Here is a 16,037-nt window from a genome sequence, read left to right on the forward strand (position 1 = left end):
CGCCCGCATCGAGCGGGTGAGCATGGCCACGGCCGGCGTCGGCATCGGGCCGAGCAGCAGCACGTCCATCCCGACCGAGGTGAAGCCCGCCACCATCGCGGTCTCGATCATGTAGCCCGACAACCGGGTGTCCTTGCCGATCACCACCCGGTGGCGGTGATCCCCGCGCTGGAACACGAGCCCGGCGGCCTGTCCCACCTTGAGCGCGAGTTCCGGCGTGATCACGCCGTTGGCCCGGCCCCGGATGCCGTCGGTCCCGAAATACTTGCGCACCGCGTCTCTCTCCCTGTCCCGTTTCGGGCCGACCGGCACCGGCCCGCCTCCCTCCCCGCAAGCCCGGTGCCGGCGCCGCGCCGTACCGGCGGGGGCCGGGTGCCATCCGCGCGAACGATCGTGCTTCGGCAGCCCCGCGGCCGGCCCCCGGGCCGGGGACCGACCATCCGGCCCCCGCGCCCGGGCGTCGTCAAACGAAGAGGGCGGCAGGATCGCTGCCGCCCTCCCGGGAACGTCGTCGGCCGTGGGCCTCAGGCCTGCGGCTGCGGCTCGTAGCCGCCGTCATTCTCCCGGGGCCGGCCGCGGCCGGCGGAGGGGACCGGCGAGCCGCGGGCCGGGCTCGGCGGGAAGTCGCCCGCGTCGCGCACCGGCGGCTTGCCGTCGAGCAGGTCCCGGATCTCGTCGCCCGACAGGGTCTCGTACTCCAGGAGCCCCCGGGCCAGGGCCTCGAGGTCGCCCTTGCGGTCCTCGAGGATGCGGCGGGCGTCCTTGAGGCCGGCCTCCACCAGGCGGCGGACCTCGGCGTCGATCTTCTGGGCGGTCGCCTCGGACACGTTCTGCTGCCGGTTGACCTGCATGCCGAGGAAGACCTCGTCGTTGTTCTCGCCGTACGCCACGGTGCCGAGCTCGGGGCTGAAGCCCCAGCGGGTCACCATCATGCGGGCGAGGCGGGTCGCCTGCTCGATGTCGGACTGCGCGCCCGACGTCACCTTGTCGTGCCCGAAGATCATCTCCTCGGCCACCCGGCCGCCCATCATGATGGCGAGCCGCGACGTCATCTGCTCGAAGGACATCGAGAGCTTGTCGCGCTCGGGCAGCTGCATGACCATGCCGAGGGCGCGCCCGCGCGGGATGATCGTCGCCTTGTGGACGGGATCGGTCGCCGGCACGTTCAGGGCCACGATGGCGTGCCCGCCCTCGTGGTAGGCGGTCAGGCGCTTCTCGTCGTCGGTCATCACCAGGGTGCGCCGCTCGGCGCCCATCATCACCTTGTCCTTCGAGTCCTCGAACTCGTGCATGGTGACGATGCGCTTGCCGCGCCGCGCCGCCAGCAGGGCCGCCTCGTTGACGAGGTTCATCAGGTCGGCGCCCGAGAAGCCGGGGGTGCCGCGGGCGATCACCTTCAGGTCGACGTCGGGGGCGAGGGGCACCTTGCGGACATGGACCCGCAGGATGCGCTCGCGGCCGATCACGTCCGGGTTCGGCACGATGATCTGGCGGTCGAAGCGGCCGGGACGCAGCAGGGCCGGGTCGAGCACGTCGGGCCGGTTCGTGGCCGCGATGATGATGATGCCCTCGTTGGCCTCGAAGCCGTCCATCTCCACGAGGAGCTGGTTGAGGGTCTGCTCGCGCTCGTCGTTGCCGCCTCCCAGGCCCGCGCCGCGGTGGCGGCCGACCGCGTCGATCTCGTCGATGAAGATGATGCAGGGGGCGTTCTTCTTGGCCTGGTCGAACATGTCGCGGACGCGCGACGCGCCGACGCCGACGAACATCTCGACGAAGTCCGAGCCCGAGATGGTGAAGAAGGGCACGTTCGCCTCGCCGGCGACCGCGCGGGCGATCAGCGTCTTGCCCGTGCCGGGCGGGCCGACGAGGAGCACGCCGCGGGGGATGCGCCCGCCGAGGCGCTGGAACTTCTGGGGATCGCGCAGGAACTCGACGATCTCCTGGAGGTCCTCCTTGGCCTCGTCGACGCCCGCCACGTCCTCGAAGGTGACGCGCCCGTGCGCCTCGGTGAGGAGCTTGGCCTTCGACTTGCCGAATCCCATGGCGCGGCCGGCGCCGGACTGCATCTGGCGCGACAGGAAGATCCAGGCGCCGATGAAGACGAGGATCGGCAGCCAGTTGACGAGGAGCGCGATGAACCACGGGGTGTTGTCGGAGGGCGGCCGGGCCGTGATGGTCACGCCCTTGCCCTGCAGCTTCGACACCAGCGAGGGGTCGCTCGGCGCGTAGGTCGTGAACGTGCCGCCGCCCGTGTAGGTGCCGCTCACCTCCTGGCCCGAGATCACGACGCTCTGGATGCGGCCCGCATCGGCGTCGTTCAGGAGCTGGCTGTAGGCGATCTCCCCGCCGCCCGACCGGTGACCCGGGTTCTGGAACAGGGTCACGAGGGCCAGCACCAGCAGGAAGATGACGACCCACAGGGCGAAATTGCGGAAATTGGGGTTCATCTGAAGAGTCAATCCCTGAGGAGCGCCGCGCCGTGCGGGCGTGCTGGAAGGGCACCGGCACTCAGGCCCCAATGTAGGCACGCACCCCACCCTTGCCAAGTAAATCGGCGGGACGTGCGGCGTCGGCTCCGGGGCGCCCCGGCATCACGATCCCGCGCTCCGCCCCGGGCCCCGGGCCGGCTCGGGCGCGAGGCGCAGCATCCCGTCGCGCCGGGCCTCCAGGAGGACGCCGCCGAGGGTGCGCCGGAGGGCCTCGCCCCGGGCGAGGGCGGGGCGGATCTGCCCCAGCAACGCCTCCTCGAGGCGCTCGAGCCGGAGCGGGCGGCTGCGGCATCCTGCCACCGCCGCGATGGCGCCGGCGGCGACCCGGAGGGCCACGGCCTCCGGCAGGGCCAGGAACCCGGCGCCGTCGAGGAGGAGCCCCCCCTCCCCGCCGCCGTCCCGCCTCAGCTCGCGCAGGGCGCTCCCGGCCGCCGCCTCGATGGCGTCCTGCGTCCGGCGCGCCCGGGCGGCGAGGCGCCCGAGGCGCTCCGGGGTCAGCCCCTCGGGCGCCAGCAGCGGCAGCAGGCTGCGCATGCGCGCCCGGCCGAAGCGGGCCTCGTCGTTGGCCGGGTCGCGCACGAAGGCCCAAGCCCGGGCCTCGCAGGTGGCGACGAGGCGGGCCTTCGGCAGGTCGAGGAACGGGCGCGCCAGGACGACGTCCCGGAGCGGCCGGGCCGGCGCCATGCCGGCGAGGCCCGCCGGGCCGCTGCCGGCGCAGAGGCGCATCAGCACGGTCTCGGCCTGGTCGTCGAGGGTGTGGGCCGTGAGGATCACCCCGGCGCCGACCTCGCGGGCCAGGGCGGCGAGCAGGGCGTAGCGGGCCTCCCGGGCCGCCGCCTGGAGGCGGGTCGCGGGCTTCGGCCCGGGCCAGGCGAGGGTGCGGTGCGGGAGCCCCAGGGCGCCGGCGACCCGCGCCACGCCCTCGGCCTCCGCCGCGGAGGCGGGCCTGAGCCCGTGGTCGACCGTGGCGACGACGACCGGGCGCGCCGGCGGCAGGAGGGCGGCGCACCCCATGAGCGCGGTCGAGTCCGGCCCGCCGGAGACGGCCAGCACGGCGCCCCGCGGCGACGCGCCCGGGCCGATCCAGGGGGCGAGGCGCGCCGCGATCTCGGCGGGTTCGAGGGGCCGCGCCCCCTCGGTCACGCCGCGCAGCGCGCGCGCCGCTGCTCCCGGTCGACGCCCTGCTTCACGGTGGCCGAGGCCTGCGGGAACTTGCGCTCGAGTTCGGCCAGGGTGGCGCAGGCCTGCTCGCGGGCCCCCAGGGCGTTGAGGGAGGCGCCGAGCTTCAGCATCGCGTCGGGCGCCTTGCGCGAGCGGGCGTAGTCCGTCGAGACCTTCAGGAACTGCTCGGCCGCCTCGCGGGTGCGGTTGCGCTGGAGGTAGCTCTCGCCGAGCCAGTAGGTCGCGTCCGGCACCAGGGCGTCGCGGGGGTGCGACTGGATGAACTGGCGCAGGCTCATCTCGGCCTGCTCGTACTGGCGCTGCAGCACGTACGCGTAGGCGGTCTCGTAGTCGGCCCTGGGGTCGCCGCTGCCGGTGGCGGCGACGCTCTGGGGCGGCCGGGCCGCGGGCGCCACCACGGCCGGCGGCCGGGGCGGGGCCTTGAGGTCGACGGGCTCGCCGTACTCGGGCGCGTCGTCCTCCTCGATGGCGGCCGGCGGGGGGGCGAGGGCCGCGCCGGCGGCCGGCGTCGCCGGCGTCGCCGCGACGGCGCGCGGCGTGGCGGACGGCGCGGTCCCGAGGGGCTGCGGCGCGCCGGGGGCGGCGGGGTTCTGGCCCGGGTCGAAGGCGTCGCTGCGCTTCTGGGGCTTGGCCGGCGGCGTGCCGGCGGCGGGGCGGCCGCCCTTCGCGTCCTGGAAGCGGAACTCGACGTCCTCCTGGAACTTGCGCAGCTGCTCCTTGAGCTGCCGGTTCTCGTACTGGAGGGACTCGATCTGCCCGGCCATCTGGCGCGACTGGTTCTCGAGCCGGTTGAGCCGCACGACGAACTCGGCGGCGTCCTGGGCCCGGACCGGGAGCGTGGCGGCGAGGACGAGACCGGAGACGAGGAGCAGGCGGCGGAGCATGGCGGGGCGCTTCACGGCTTGGGGCGGCGGTGGCCACGGGGCCCGGCGCGGTTAGCAGATGCCGCGCCTGCGGGCAAAAGTGGGGCGGCGGCGCGCCGGTTCCGGCCGCCGCCGCCGGAGGTCACGAGCCGGCGCTGCCGTCCAGCACCGTGACGGCGCGGCGGTTCTGCGACCAGCACGAGATGTCGTTGCAGACCGCGACCGGGCGCTCCTTGCCGTACGAGACGGTGCGCATCCGGCTGCCCGGGATCCCGCGCGAGGCCAGGTAGTCGCGCACGGCCTGGGAGCGGCGGGCGCCGAGGGAGAAGTTGTACTCGCGGGTGCCGCGCTCGTCGGCGTGGCCCTCGATCAGGAACGTGTAGCGCCCGTAGCGCGACAGCCACTGCGCCTGCTTGTCGAGCGTCGCGGTCGCGGTCGGGGTAAGGTCCGTCGAGTCGCTCTCGAAGAACACCCGGTCGCCGACATTGACCACGAAGTCCTGGCTGCTGCCCGGGGTGGCGGCGCCCCCGCCCGCCCCGTACGCGGAGGCGTCCGCGAGATCCTTGTTGGACGCGCAGGCCGCCATGGACAGGGCGAGCCCCAGGGCGGCGGCGAGCTTGAGCGCGCGCAGCGGCGCGGGCGACAGCGACATCGATCGTGGACTCCTCTGGCGGCGCGCCGAGGCGCATCACCGCCCGGGCGCCGTCCTGGACACTGGTATCCTCTCGGATCCCGGTTCCTCTTAGGGCCGGGCCGGTTAAGCGAAGGTTCCGTCAACCTTGACGGCGCCTCGCCGCCGGCCGGCGCGAGGGGCCGGACATCGCGGGACGGAGCCACCTCACCGCCGAATTACGGCCACGCTGCGGCGCCGGCCCCGGGCCGGCCGCGCGCCCGCCCGGTGTTGCGCCGGCGCAACGCACGCGGGGGGCTGCCGCCGGCGCCGGCCGGGTGCGCGCCGGCCCCCGGGGGCACGGCGGGACCGGGCATCGGGCCTCGGCCGCACCTCTCCTTTCGGGGGATGTCTTTCAGGGTTTGTTAACCGTTTCGGCAGACCGTCGCCCAGAACCGGCGAGTCCTCCGCGATGCCCATTCCCGAGAAGAAGACCGCCAGTGTCCTGATCGTCGAGGACAATTACCTGCTCCTCGAAGTGCTGGTGACGCTGTGCGAGCAGGAAGGCCTGCGCACCCACACGGTCTCGAGCGGCGAGGCCGCGCTCACGCTCCTGCGGCAGCGCGGGCCGGAGATCGACTGGCTCTTCACCGACATCCGCCTGCCCGGCCTGATCGACGGCTGGGCCGTCGCCGAAGCCTACCGCCTCGTCCACCCGCACCGGCCGGTGATCTACTCCTCGACCACCGTGAACCTGCGGCGGCAGCGGGTGCCGGGCAGCATCTTCGTGCAGAAGCCCTTCGTGATCGCGGACGTGGTCGGCCTCGCCCGGATGATGGCGCGCGAGCTCACGGTCGAGGCCACCTGAGGCGTGCCGCGCGCCCGGGCGGGGCCGCGCCCCGCGGGCTCACAGGCGCAACGCCACGGGGCCCTCCGCGAGCCGGACGGCGCCGGGCCGGCGGTCGGTCTCGACGCTGGCGTCGTGGAGCGCGTCGCCCCGGCTGCGGAAGCTGCTCCCGCCGAGGCCGCGGGTCTCGACGGCGAGCCAGCGGCCCTGCGCGTCCTGGCCGACCAGGAAGCTCGGGGGCGCGAGCGGCGGGCTCGTGCTGTGCGGGGACGGGATCCGTCATGGCGGCGGGTCGGGGTTCGCGCGGCCCATCCTGGGGACCGCCCCCGAGACTTGCGCCGACCCCCGTGAAGGATCGAGAGGCCTGCCCGCCCCGGTTCGTGAAAATCGCGTATGGATCGGGCGCCTGCGTGGTCTGCCACCCCACGCACCCCGCGCGCACGGGCCCGCGGTGTCGCAGCGTCAGTCGGCCTTGGCGGACGCCTCCCGGGCCCGCGCCGGGCGCGCGCCGCCGAGGAACCGGGCGCGCAGGCGGGCGGCCGCGTCGGGCCGTCCGAGCGCGTCGGCGAGGCCCCGGCGCAGGCCCGCGCAATCGCGCTCCCGCCCGGCGCGCGCGATCCGGCGCGGCCTCGCGTCGGGCGCCGCGGCGTGCCCCGGCCGGGCCCGCTCGAGGAGCGCCCTCGCCTTTCCCGGCGCGTCCGAGTCCCGCCGCTCCAGGATGGCGACCGCGCGCAGCAGGTCGCCGTCGCGCCCCACCGCGACGCACTCCTCCTCGTCCTCCTCGCCTCCCGCCGCGAGGGCGGCCGCGAGGAAGCGGCCGAACTCCGCCACCGTGTCGTCCTCCGCCTCCGCGAGGGCGGCCAGCATGGCCCGGGCCGAGGCGGTCCGGATGAGGTCGAGGCCGTCCGCCTCGCTCGCCTCCCGGCGGTAGGAATCGAGGTAGCGGGCCGCGATGTCGTCGATCACCCAGGGGGCCGCGCCCTCGAGGGCGCCGAGGAGGCCCACGGCGCGCAGGACCGCCCCCCTCGCGCCCCCGGAGGTCGGGTCGTCGTCGAGGGTCGAGTCGGGCAGACGGTCGGGCCCGACCGTGCCGGTGATGACCCCGGCCGCGCGCAGGCGGGCCGCCCCGGGCGTCCAGAGCGCGCGCGAGGGCGTCGCCAGGGCCTCGTCGACAAAATCGGCCGCGATCCCGGCGGCGAGGTAGCGGCCGCGCTCCGCGCTCGCGTCCACGGCGAACATCTCGCCGAACGCGCCGGGCTCGTAGGGCGCGTGGAAGCCGATCCGCCCGTCCTCCATCATCAGCCGCTCGCGTCCGCGCACGAAGGCGAGCGTGCAGGCGGAGACGCAGTAATCCGGCACGTAGGTGACGAGGCCCCGGGCCGCCACGAGGTCGCCCACCGCCACGCCCTCCTCCACCAGCCCGCCCTCGCTCGTGAGGTGCAGGCGCACGATCCCGGGATGGGCGTCGAGGAGGCGGGCGAGGCGGGCCGCGGCCCCGGCGGTCAGCTCGCCCGAGAGCCGCACGTCGTGGCCGCGCGGCCCGAGCGCGACGCGCGTCTCGGGGCCGTCGCCGTCGGGATGCAGCGCCTCCTCGAGGCTGCGCGACAGGGCGCCGTAGGCGGGCGCCAGGGCGGCGATGCCGGCGCCCCCCAGGGCGGCCGCGATGCCCCCGACCATGAGGCCCACGGCCGCGCGTCGCAGGATCCCGTGCCGCTCCGCTCCGCCCGCCATCGCCGACCCCCGCCACCCGGAAGACCTCAGTCAGCCACGCCGCCGGACCGATGAGAAGTGAGAAGACGGGAAGCTGCCGGGAGTGTTCAGCAAGATCCGGGCCGGACCCGGACCGGGCGAGGACCGCCGCGCCGCCCGCCCTTCTCGGCGAAGATTGGTCTTCGGCGGGGCCGCGGCGGGAGAGGATTGTTCCGGGTCCTGCGCCACCGTGTCGCCGTGCCGGGCGGGCCGGCATCGCGGGCGGCGCGCTCAGTCCTTGAGCGGGTCGTGGCCCCAGTTCATCAGCGAGTAGCGCCAGCGCGACTCCGCCTTGCCCGCCTCCGGGCCCCCCTGCGCGAGGTGGCGGCGGACGTAGCCGACGACCTTCCGCATGTGGGCGTAGTCGTCGTCCGTGAGCGCGGCCTTCCGGGCGTGCTTGATCTCGACGATCCGCCGCCCCTCGCGGTGGCCGACCGACTCCCCCTTGCCGTCCGGGGTCCAGCCGACCGACCGGCTCTCCTCGGTGGCGAGCCAGGCCTCCAGCTCCGCCGGGCTCATGTTGACGGCCTCGCGGAAGGCCGCCCAGGTGCTCTCCCGGTCGTCGTCCCGCTCCTCGGCCCGCCCCTCTGCGCTCATCCCCGTGTCCCTCCGTCGAACCCGCCGCCTCAACGCGGACGGAGCGGGCGCGGGAGCCGCGCCGGGGGCGCGACGGATGGCCTCGCCGGATGGCGCTCCGGCCGGAGCGCCGTCCGGCCGCGGCTCCTGGCGGGCCACACGCCCCGCGGGCGTCGCTTGCCGGGTGTGTCTTGGCGGGCGTCTCTTGCCGAGCGTCTCTTGGCGAGCGCCGCTCTCGCCTGCACCATGCGCCCGCGGCGCCGGTCCAGCGACGCGCCGGCGGCCGCGGAGCGAGGGCACCATGACGCAGCGTACGATCGAGGGTCGGTCCGGCCCGCTCGCGGGCATGAAGGTGGTCGAGCTCGCCCACATCATGGCGGGCCCGGTCTGCGGCCTGATGCTCGGCGACATGGGCGCCGAGGTCATCAAGGTCGAGAAGAGCGACGGCGGGGACGACACCCGCCGCATGGTCCCGCCGGCCATCGCGGGCGAGAGCGCCGCCTACATGATGATGAACCGGGGCAAGCGCGGCCTCGCCCTCGACCTCAAGAGCCCGGACGGCAAGTCCGTGCTGCGCCGGCTGCTGCGGGACGCCGACGTGCTGATCGAGAACTACCGCGCCGGCACCATGGAGCGCCTCGGCTTCGGCTACGCGGCCCTGCGGGAGACGAACCCGGGCCTGATCTACTGCTCGCTCTCGGGCTTCGGCCGCACCGGGCCCTATGCCGGGCGCGCGGGCTTCGACCTCGTGGCGCAGGGGATGAGCGGGCTCATGAGCATCACCGGCGAGGGTCCGGGCCGGCCGCCGGTGAAGAGCGGCGCGCCCGTGACCGACATCACCGCCGGCATCCTCGCCGCCATGGGGGTGCTGGCGGCCTACGCCCACCGGCTGAAGACGGGCGCCGGCCAGGAGGTCGACACCTCGCTGTTCGAGGCCGGGATCGTGCAGACCTACTGGCAATCGGCGATCGCCCTCGCCACCGGCACGCCGCCCGGCCCCATGGGCTCGGCCCACCCGCTCAACGCGCCCTACGAGGCCTTCGAGACCGCGGACGGCTGGATCACCGTCGGGGCGGCGAACCAGACCAACTGGGGCCGGCTGCTCGAGGTGCTCGGCGCGCCCGAGCTCGCCGCCGACCCGCGCTTCGCGGACAATCGCGGCCGGATGGCGAACCGGCTCGACCTGGCCGCCGCGCTCGCGCCGCACTTCCGCCGGGCCGGCTCGGCGGTGTGGCTGGCGCGGCTCGAGGCCGGCGGCGTCCCGGCGGGCCCGGTGCTCGATGTCGCCGCGATGCACCGCGATCCGCAGGCGATCGCCCGCGGCATGGTGGTCGAGGTGGACCACCCGCGGGCGGGCGCGACGACGACCCTCGGCCTGCCGGTGAAGTTCTCGGCGACCCCCGGCCGGGTGCACGGCCCCGCGCCGCTCCTCGGGGAGCACAGCCGGGCGATCCTCGCGGCCCACGGCTACGCCGCCGCCGAGATCGACGACCTCATCGCCCGCGGCGTCGTCCGCGAGACCGCGGCGTAGGACGGTCGCGGGGCCGCCCACGGCCGGCGCCCCGGAGCGAGGCGCCGGCCTAAACCCCGGGAGGCGGGCGCTCATTCCGCCGGCTCGCCGCGCGGGAACCGGTGCGCCGGCCGCGAAATCATGCTCAGTGTCCGACCGGGCCGGGCGGTGCCGGCGCGGCCCGGATGACGCAGAGGCATCGGCCGGCGCCCCGCGCCGGACCGGGCCGAGCCCGGCAGGAGGTCGCTCATGATCCGCGGAACCACGACCCTGATCGCGCATCTCGGTTACCCGACCGAGTCGTTCAAGGCGCCGATGATCTACAACCCGTACTTCGAGAAGCACGGGATCGACGCGGTCGTGGTGCCGATGGGCGTCAAGGCCGAGGAGTACCCCGACGTCTTCCGGTCGCTGTTCCGGCTGACGAACATCCGCGGCGCCCTCGTCACCATGCCGCACAAGATCACGACCGTCTCCCTCCTCGACGAGGTGAGCACCACCGCCAAGATCGCCGGATCCTGCAACGCGGTGCTGCGGCGCCCGGACGGCAGCCTTCTCGGCGACATGTTCGACGGCGCCGGCTTCGTGCGCGGGATCCAGCGCAAGGGGCGCGCCCTCGAGGGCGCCCGGGTGCTCGTCGTAGGCAGCGGCGGCGTCGGCTCGGCCATTGCGGCCTCGCTCGCGGCGGCGGGCGTCGCGCATCTCGGGGTCCACGACAACTTCCCGGACTCCGCCGCGGCGCTGGCCGGCCGCCTGCGCGAGCACTACCCCGCGCTCGGGATCACGACCGGCTCGAAGGATCCGGCGGGGTACGACGTGGTGGTCAACGCGACGCCGCTCGGCATGAAGGAGGGCGATCCCCTGCCCGTCGACGTCGCGCGCATCGACCCCGGCACCTTCGTGGGCGAGGTGGTGATGAAGCAGGAATTCACGCCCTTCCTGCGCGCCGCGCAGGAGAAGGGCTGCCCTATCCAGGTCGGCACCGACATGCTGTTCGAGCAGATCCCGGCCTACCTCGAGTTCTTCGGCTTCGGCACCACCACGGCCGACGAGCTGCGGGCGGTGGCCCGCGTGTCCTACTGAGCGTCCCGCCGCGAAAGGCCCCGCCATGAGCCGCCTCGTCTACGTGCTGAACGGCCCCAACCTGAACCTGCTCGGCAAGCGCCAGCCCCACATCTACGGCCACGAGACCCTCGCCGACGTCGAGGCGCAGTGCCGGGTCCTGGCGGGCGAGCTCAACCTGGAGCTGCGCTTCCACCAATCGAACCGCGAGTACGAGATCATCGACTGGATCCACGAGGCCCGCGCGCACGCCGCCGGCCTCGCCATCAATCCGGCGGCCTTCACGCACACCTCGGTGGCGATCCTGGACGCGCTCAACGCCTTCGAGGGGCCGGTGCTCGAGGTGCACATCTCGAACGTGCACAAGCGCGAGGCCTTCCGGCACCATTCCTACGTTTCGCTGCGGGCCGACGGCGTCATCGCGGGCTTCGGCACCCAGGGCTACGGGCTGGCGCTGCGCCGCCTCGCCGCCCTCATCGACCAGGCGGCGGGGTGAGGCCGCCCGCGGCGTCGCGTCAGGTCCCGGGCCGGTCGTGCACCGCCGGGAAGAAGAACTCCTTCCAGTCCTTGGGGCGCGACTTCAGCACGCCGGCCTTCGCGAGGTGCTCGGCCTGCAGCATGGTGCCGTAGGGCGTGGTGGAGAAGACGACGCCGGGCTGCTTCATCATCGCCACGAGCTCGTCCGCCGTGAGCTTCTCCCGGGTGGCCGCGAGGTAGAGCTCGGCGGCTCGCTTCGGGTCGTCGCGGATCAGCGCGTCGGCCTCCTCCAGGGCCGCCAGGATCGCCGCGGCGGTCCTCGGGTTCTGCTCGACGAAGCTGCGGCGCCCGAACACCACGGCGTTGCTCAGGGGCCCCCCGGCCACGTCGTAGGAGTTGAGCACCACGTGGACGCGCGGGTCCCTCAGCTCGATCTGCTGGTAGGGCGGCAGCGAGAAGTGGCTGTTGATCTCGTTGTTGGTGCTCAGCACGGCGCCCACCGCGTCCGGGTGGCCGAGCTGCACGGTGATCGGATCGAGCTTGTTGCGGCCGCCGTCGCCGAGCTGGCGCTCCGCCGCGATCTGGAGCAGCACCGCCTGGGTCGAGACCTTCACGGTCGGCACCGCGATCCTGTCCTTCGACGAGAAGTCGGCCAGGGTCTTCACCGCCGGGTTGCGGGTGACGAGCATCATGGGGGCGCCGGCCGACGCCGCGAGGCCCTTCACCTCGCCGCGCGTGCGGTCCCAGGCCAGGAGCAGGTTGGTGGCGCCGCTCGTGACGAAATCGACGTTGCCGGAGATCAGGGCGTCGACCGAGGCGCCGCCGCTCGTCAGGGTGATCCAGCTCACCCGCACGTCGCCGAGCCCGGCGGCCGCGATCTGCTTCTCGACCAGCTTCTGCTGCTCGGCCAGGATCAGCGGCATGTAGATCAGGCCGGGCTGGTGGGTGAAGCGGACCTCCTTGACCTCGGCGCGCGCCGGGGCCGCGAGGCCGAGCGCCAGGAGAAGCGCGCCGGCCGCCCGCGTGAGACACCTCATCGAACGTACTCCCTCGATCTCCGGCGCCGCCCGGGCGGGCGGCCGGCCCGCGCTCGCCGGCGCGTTCTGCCGCGAGGCTCCCCGGAAAGCCGGGGCCCCGTCAACCCGGGCCCGAGGGTCCGGCGGGCGTCAGGCGGCGGGCGGCGGCGCGAAGGCGCCCGCCTCGCCGCCCGCGCCGCGGTGGCGCGCGGCACGGGCGCGGTGCACCACCATGCGCTCGTGCAGGCGCAGGATCGTCCGCGAGCCCGTGCTGGTGAAGGCGAACGGCAGCAGCCCGTGCACCAGGCAGGCGCAGCCGCCGGCGATCATGCTCAGGCCGAACCCCGCCGCGGTGCCCATGTGCTGGAAGTAGGTCTCCCCGACCGCGGCCGGATGCTCGGAGAAGGACAGCTTCGTCATGATCGCGCTCCGATTCGTCTGACGCACGAGAGTGGCACGGGCCGCCCGGGAGCGGATTGCGATTTCGGCCGGCGATGCCTAGGTTGCGGCAATCGGCTTGCGCGATGCGGCCGGAACGTGGAAAATTTTTGCGTGGACGAGTTCGACCGGAAAATCCTGTTGTGCCTGCAGGAGGATGCGAGCGAACCGCTCGAGGCGATCGCCCGGCGGGTGGGCCTGTCGGCCTCGCCGTGCTGGCGCCGCATCCAGAAGCTCGAGGCGCAGGGCGTCATCGGGCGCCGGGTCGCGCTCCTCGACCCCGACAAGATGCGGGTCGGCGTCACGGTGTTCGTGTCGGTGCGGACGAACCGGCACACCGCCGAGTGGGCCGAGCGCTTCTGCGCCGCCGTCGTCACCATCCCGGAGGTGGTCGAGTTCTACCGGATGAGCGGCGAGACCGATTACCTGCTGCGCATCGTCGTGCCCGACATCGCCGCCTACGACAGGGTCTACAAGCGCCTGATCCAGTCCGTGGACCTCTACGACGTCAGCTCCGCCTTCGCGATGGAGCGGATCAAGTACACCACGGCGCTCCCGGTGACTTACGCCGATTGATGCCGCGGGGCAGGAATGCGCGCCGGGTGCTTGCCTTCCCGCGCAATCGGTTTAGCTGCCCGGGCGGTGGGCCGTCCGGCCCGTCCGCACCCGTACGGGCCCCCCATCCATGCCGACACCCCGGACGACGCGCCGTCCCCTCGTGATCGCCGCCGTGATGGCCGCGATGGCGATGGTCGCCATCGAGGCCACCATCATCTCGACGGCCATGCCGCAGATCGTCGGCGACCTCGGCGGGCTGCCGCTCTACGCCTGGGTCTTCTCCGGTTTCCTCCTGACCCAGACCGCCGCCACGATCGTGTTCGGCAAGCTCGCGGACGTCTACGGGCGCAAGCCCGTCCTGCTCGCCGGGATCGGCCTGTTCCTGGCCGCCTCGCTGCTCTGCGGCCTCGCCTGGTCGATGCCCGCCATGATCGCCTTCCGGCTGCTCCAGGGCATCGGCGCTGGCGCGATCCAGCCGGTCTCCCTCACCATCGTGGGCGACCTCTACAGCGTGCAGGAGCGCGGCCGCATCCAGGGCTTCCTCGCCAGCGTCTGGGCGGTCTCGGCGGTGGTGGGGCCGATGGCGGGCGGCCTCATCATCCAGCACGCCTCGTGGTCGTGGATCTTCTGGATCAACCTGCCGGTGGGGCTCGTGGCCTCGGGCCTGTTCGTGGCCTACCTGCACGAGGACGTGAGGCGCGAGCGCCGCCCGATCGATGCGCCCGGCGCGGCCCTGTTCACCGTCGCGGTCGCCGCCCTGATGGTCGCGCTGACGGAGGCCGGGCGGGCGGGCTGGACGACCTCGCTCATCGCCGCCGGCCTCGGGGCGGTCGCGGTCGGCCTCCTCGTGGTGCAGGAGCGGCGGGCGCCCGAGCCCCTCATCGCGTTCTCGCTCTGGAGCCAGCGGCCGATCGCCGCCGCCAACGGGACCTCGCTCCTCGCCGGCATGGCGCTGATCGGCCTCACCACCTTCCTGCCGATGTTCGTCCAGGGCGTGCTGCGGCAATCCCCCGTCGTGGCCGGCCTCGCCCTCACCGTGATGGTGCTGGGCTGGCCCATCGGCGCGACGCTGGCGGCCCGCAGCGTCATGCGGTTCGGCCTCCGGCCGATCCTCGTCTGCGGCAGCCTGCTGCTCCCGGTCGGCGCCGTCGCGTTCGTGGTTCTCGGCCCCGACAGCCCGCCGGCGCTCGCCGGCGCCGGCTCCCTGGTGATGGGCTTCGGCATGGGGCTCCTCAGCAACGCCGCCCTGATGCTGATCCAGGAGATCGTGCCCTGGACGCAGCGCGGCAGCGCCACGGCCTCGAACGTGTTCTCGCGCAACCTCGGCAGCACGCTCGGGGCGACGCTGTTCGGCGCCGTCCTGAACCACGGACTGTCGAGCGCGGGCGGGGGCCCCGCCATCACGGCGGAGCGGCTCCAGCAGGTGCTCGCCAGCGGGGGCGCGCCGGGCGAGGTCGCGGGCGTGCGCCTCGTGCTCCAGCACGCCCTGCACCAGACCTTCTGGGCCGTGTTCCTGATCTCGCTCGCCGCGGTCGCGGTCGCGAGCCTCGTGCCGCACGTGCCGCTCGGGCGCACCCGCGAGGCGCCGGCGGAGTGATCCGCCGCCCCGCGCCACACCGCGCCGGACATCCCGCGATGAAGCTCCTCCTCACCCACACGCCCCGGATGCGGGACCAGTACTACGGGTCCCGGGCGCTCGCGGCCCTGCGGGCGGTGGGCGAGGTCCGGCTCCACGAGGCGGACGACCCGCTGGATCCGGCGGCGCTGGCGCGGGCCGCCGGCGGCGTCGACCTCGTCGTGGCCGACCGGGCGACGGCGGTCCCGGCCGAGGTCCTGGCGGCGCTGCCCGATCTGCGGGCCGTCCTGCGGGTCGCCGTCGACATCAGCACCATCGACGTCGCGGCCGCGAGCGCGGCCGGCATCCTGGTGACGCGGGCGCGGCCGGGCTTCGTCGCCGCGGTGACGGAGCTCGCCCTCGGGTTCCTGGTCGACCTCTCCCGGGGCATCTCCCGGACCACGGCCGACTACCAGGCCGGCCGCCGCCCGGAGGCCCTGATGGGACGCCAGCTCGCCGGCAGCACCGCCGGGATCATCGGCTACGGCGCCATCGGGCGGAACCTCGGCCCGCTCCTCGCCCGCCTCGGCATGACCGTGCTGGTGAGCGATCCGCACGTGCGCGTGACGGAGCCGGGGTTGAGCCAGGTCGGGTTCGGGGAGCTGCTGGCGCGCGCCGACTACGTCATCTGCCTCGCCGTGGCGACCGAGGCGACCGAGAACCTCATCGACGCGGCCGCCATCGCCCACATGCGGCCCGACGCCGTGCTCCTCAACCTGGCGCGGGGCAACCTCGTCGACGAGGCCGCCCTGGCGGCGGCCCTGCGCGAGGGCCGCCTCGCCGGGGCCGCCCTCGACGTCGGCCGGGCGCCGGACCAGATGCCCTCGCGGCTCCTCGCGGCGCTGCCGCAGGTCGTGGCCACGCCCCACGTCGGCGGCCTCACCCCGCCGGCAATCGAGGCCCAGGCCATGGAGACCGCGGCGCAGGCCGCGGCCCTGGCCCGGGGCGAGGTGCCGGACGGCGCCGTCAACCCGGAGCACTGGACCCGCCGGCCGCCGGCCTGAGCGCCGTCCTCCCGGGCCCGCTCCGCCGCACCGCTCCCTCC

15 protein-coding genes and 1 pseudogene are annotated in these 16,037 nt (G+C 74.5%); 7 read left to right on the forward strand and 9 right to left on the reverse strand.

From position 1 onward, the window contains the following. From glmM to pal, 5 genes and pseudogenes are all read right to left on the reverse strand, one after another. A pseudogene (glmM, locus tag DT057_RS12900) lies at positions 1 to 273 on the reverse strand (phosphoglucosamine mutase); the annotation flags it as partial. Positions 274 to 524: 251 nt separating this feature from the next. Further along, the gene (ftsH, locus tag DT057_RS12905; RefSeq protein ID WP_128562513.1) at positions 525 to 2,447 is read right to left on the reverse strand and encodes an ATP-dependent zinc metalloprotease FtsH; all 1,923 of its coding nucleotides are present in this window, start codon (positions 2,445 to 2,447) and stop codon (positions 525 to 527) included. A 144-nt stretch (positions 2,448 to 2,591) separates the two neighbouring features. Next, the gene (gene tilS, locus DT057_RS12910; protein WP_128562514.1) at positions 2,592 to 3,632 is read right to left on the reverse strand and encodes a tRNA lysidine(34) synthetase TilS; all 1,041 of its coding nucleotides are present in this window, start codon (positions 3,630 to 3,632) and stop codon (positions 2,592 to 2,594) included. Then, on the reverse strand, positions 3,629 to 4,555 hold the full coding sequence (gene ybgF, locus DT057_RS12915; protein ID WP_128562515.1) for a tol-pal system protein YbgF: 927 nt from the start codon (positions 4,553 to 4,555) through the stop codon (positions 3,629 to 3,631). The genes tilS and ybgF overlap by 4 nt, the downstream gene beginning before the upstream one ends. Before the next feature lie 121 nt (positions 4,556 to 4,676). Next, complete coding sequence (gene pal, locus DT057_RS12920; RefSeq protein ID WP_128562516.1) at positions 4,677 to 5,186, reverse strand: peptidoglycan-associated lipoprotein Pal; 510 nt, start codon at positions 5,184 to 5,186, stop codon at positions 4,677 to 4,679. Between the two features lie 430 nt (positions 5,187 to 5,616). On the opposite strand from pal, the gene DT057_RS12925 reads away from it, so the two are divergent. After that, a complete protein-coding gene (locus DT057_RS12925; protein ID WP_128562517.1) occupies positions 5,617 to 6,012 on the forward strand; it encodes a response regulator in 396 nt (131 codons plus the stop codon). A 441-nt stretch (positions 6,013 to 6,453) separates the two neighbouring features. Here the strand turns inward: DT057_RS12925 and DT057_RS12935 are convergent, their stop codons facing one another. Continuing rightward, a complete protein-coding gene (locus tag DT057_RS12935) occupies positions 6,454 to 7,722 on the reverse strand; it encodes a hypothetical protein (protein WP_128562518.1) in 1,269 nt (422 codons plus the stop codon). Between the two features lie 249 nt (positions 7,723 to 7,971). Beyond that, positions 7,972 to 8,337, reverse strand: a complete 366-nt coding sequence (locus DT057_RS12940; RefSeq protein ID WP_128562519.1) for a DUF3140 domain-containing protein — start codon at positions 8,335 to 8,337, stop codon at positions 7,972 to 7,974. A gap of 280 nt (positions 8,338 to 8,617) precedes the next feature. Between DT057_RS12940 and DT057_RS12945 the strand changes: the two genes are divergently transcribed. From DT057_RS12945 to aroQ, 3 genes are all read left to right on the forward strand, one after another. After that, positions 8,618 to 9,847 carry a CaiB/BaiF CoA transferase family protein gene (locus tag DT057_RS12945; protein WP_128562520.1) on the forward strand — a complete coding sequence of 410 codons (1,230 nt, stop codon included), beginning with the start codon at positions 8,618 to 8,620 and terminating at the stop codon, positions 9,845 to 9,847. 228 nt (positions 9,848 to 10,075) lie between these two features. Further along, complete coding sequence (locus DT057_RS12950; protein ID WP_128562521.1) at positions 10,076 to 10,909, forward strand: shikimate dehydrogenase family protein; 834 nt, start codon at positions 10,076 to 10,078, stop codon at positions 10,907 to 10,909. A gap of 25 nt (positions 10,910 to 10,934) precedes the next feature. Continuing rightward, positions 10,935 to 11,384, forward strand: coding sequence for a type II 3-dehydroquinate dehydratase (aroQ, locus tag DT057_RS12955; protein ID WP_128562522.1), 450 nt, complete (start codon positions 10,935 to 10,937; stop codon positions 11,382 to 11,384). Between the two features lie 19 nt (positions 11,385 to 11,403). Here aroQ and DT057_RS12960 read toward each other — a convergent pair whose 3' ends face one another. Then, complete coding sequence (locus DT057_RS12960; RefSeq protein WP_128562523.1) at positions 11,404 to 12,402, reverse strand: ABC transporter substrate-binding protein; 999 nt, start codon at positions 12,400 to 12,402, stop codon at positions 11,404 to 11,406. A gap of 129 nt (positions 12,403 to 12,531) precedes the next feature. Continuing rightward, positions 12,532 to 12,801 (reverse strand): DUF6356 family protein, encoded by a 270-nt coding sequence (locus DT057_RS12965; protein WP_128562524.1) that lies wholly within the window; start codon positions 12,799 to 12,801, stop codon positions 12,532 to 12,534. 132 nt (positions 12,802 to 12,933) lie between these two features. Here DT057_RS12965 and DT057_RS12970 point away from each other — a divergent pair, with 132 nt between their 5' ends. From DT057_RS12970 to DT057_RS12980, 3 genes are all read left to right on the forward strand, one after another. Further along, on the forward strand, positions 12,934 to 13,395 hold the full coding sequence (locus DT057_RS12970) for an Lrp/AsnC family transcriptional regulator (protein ID WP_128562525.1): 462 nt from the start codon (positions 12,934 to 12,936) through the stop codon (positions 13,393 to 13,395). 109 nt (positions 13,396 to 13,504) lie between these two features. Beyond that, the gene (locus tag DT057_RS12975) at positions 13,505 to 14,974 is read left to right on the forward strand and encodes an MDR family MFS transporter (protein WP_128562526.1); all 1,470 of its coding nucleotides are present in this window, start codon (positions 13,505 to 13,507) and stop codon (positions 14,972 to 14,974) included. Between the two features lie 38 nt (positions 14,975 to 15,012). After that, positions 15,013 to 15,996, forward strand: coding sequence for an NAD(P)-dependent oxidoreductase (locus tag DT057_RS12980; RefSeq protein WP_128562527.1), 984 nt, complete (start codon positions 15,013 to 15,015; stop codon positions 15,994 to 15,996). Positions 15,997 to 16,037: the final 41 nt, after the last annotated feature.

It is taken from the genome of Methylobacterium crusticola (assembly GCF_003574465.1).
Classification (GTDB): domain Bacteria; phylum Pseudomonadota; class Alphaproteobacteria; order Rhizobiales; family Beijerinckiaceae; genus Methylobacterium; species Methylobacterium crusticola.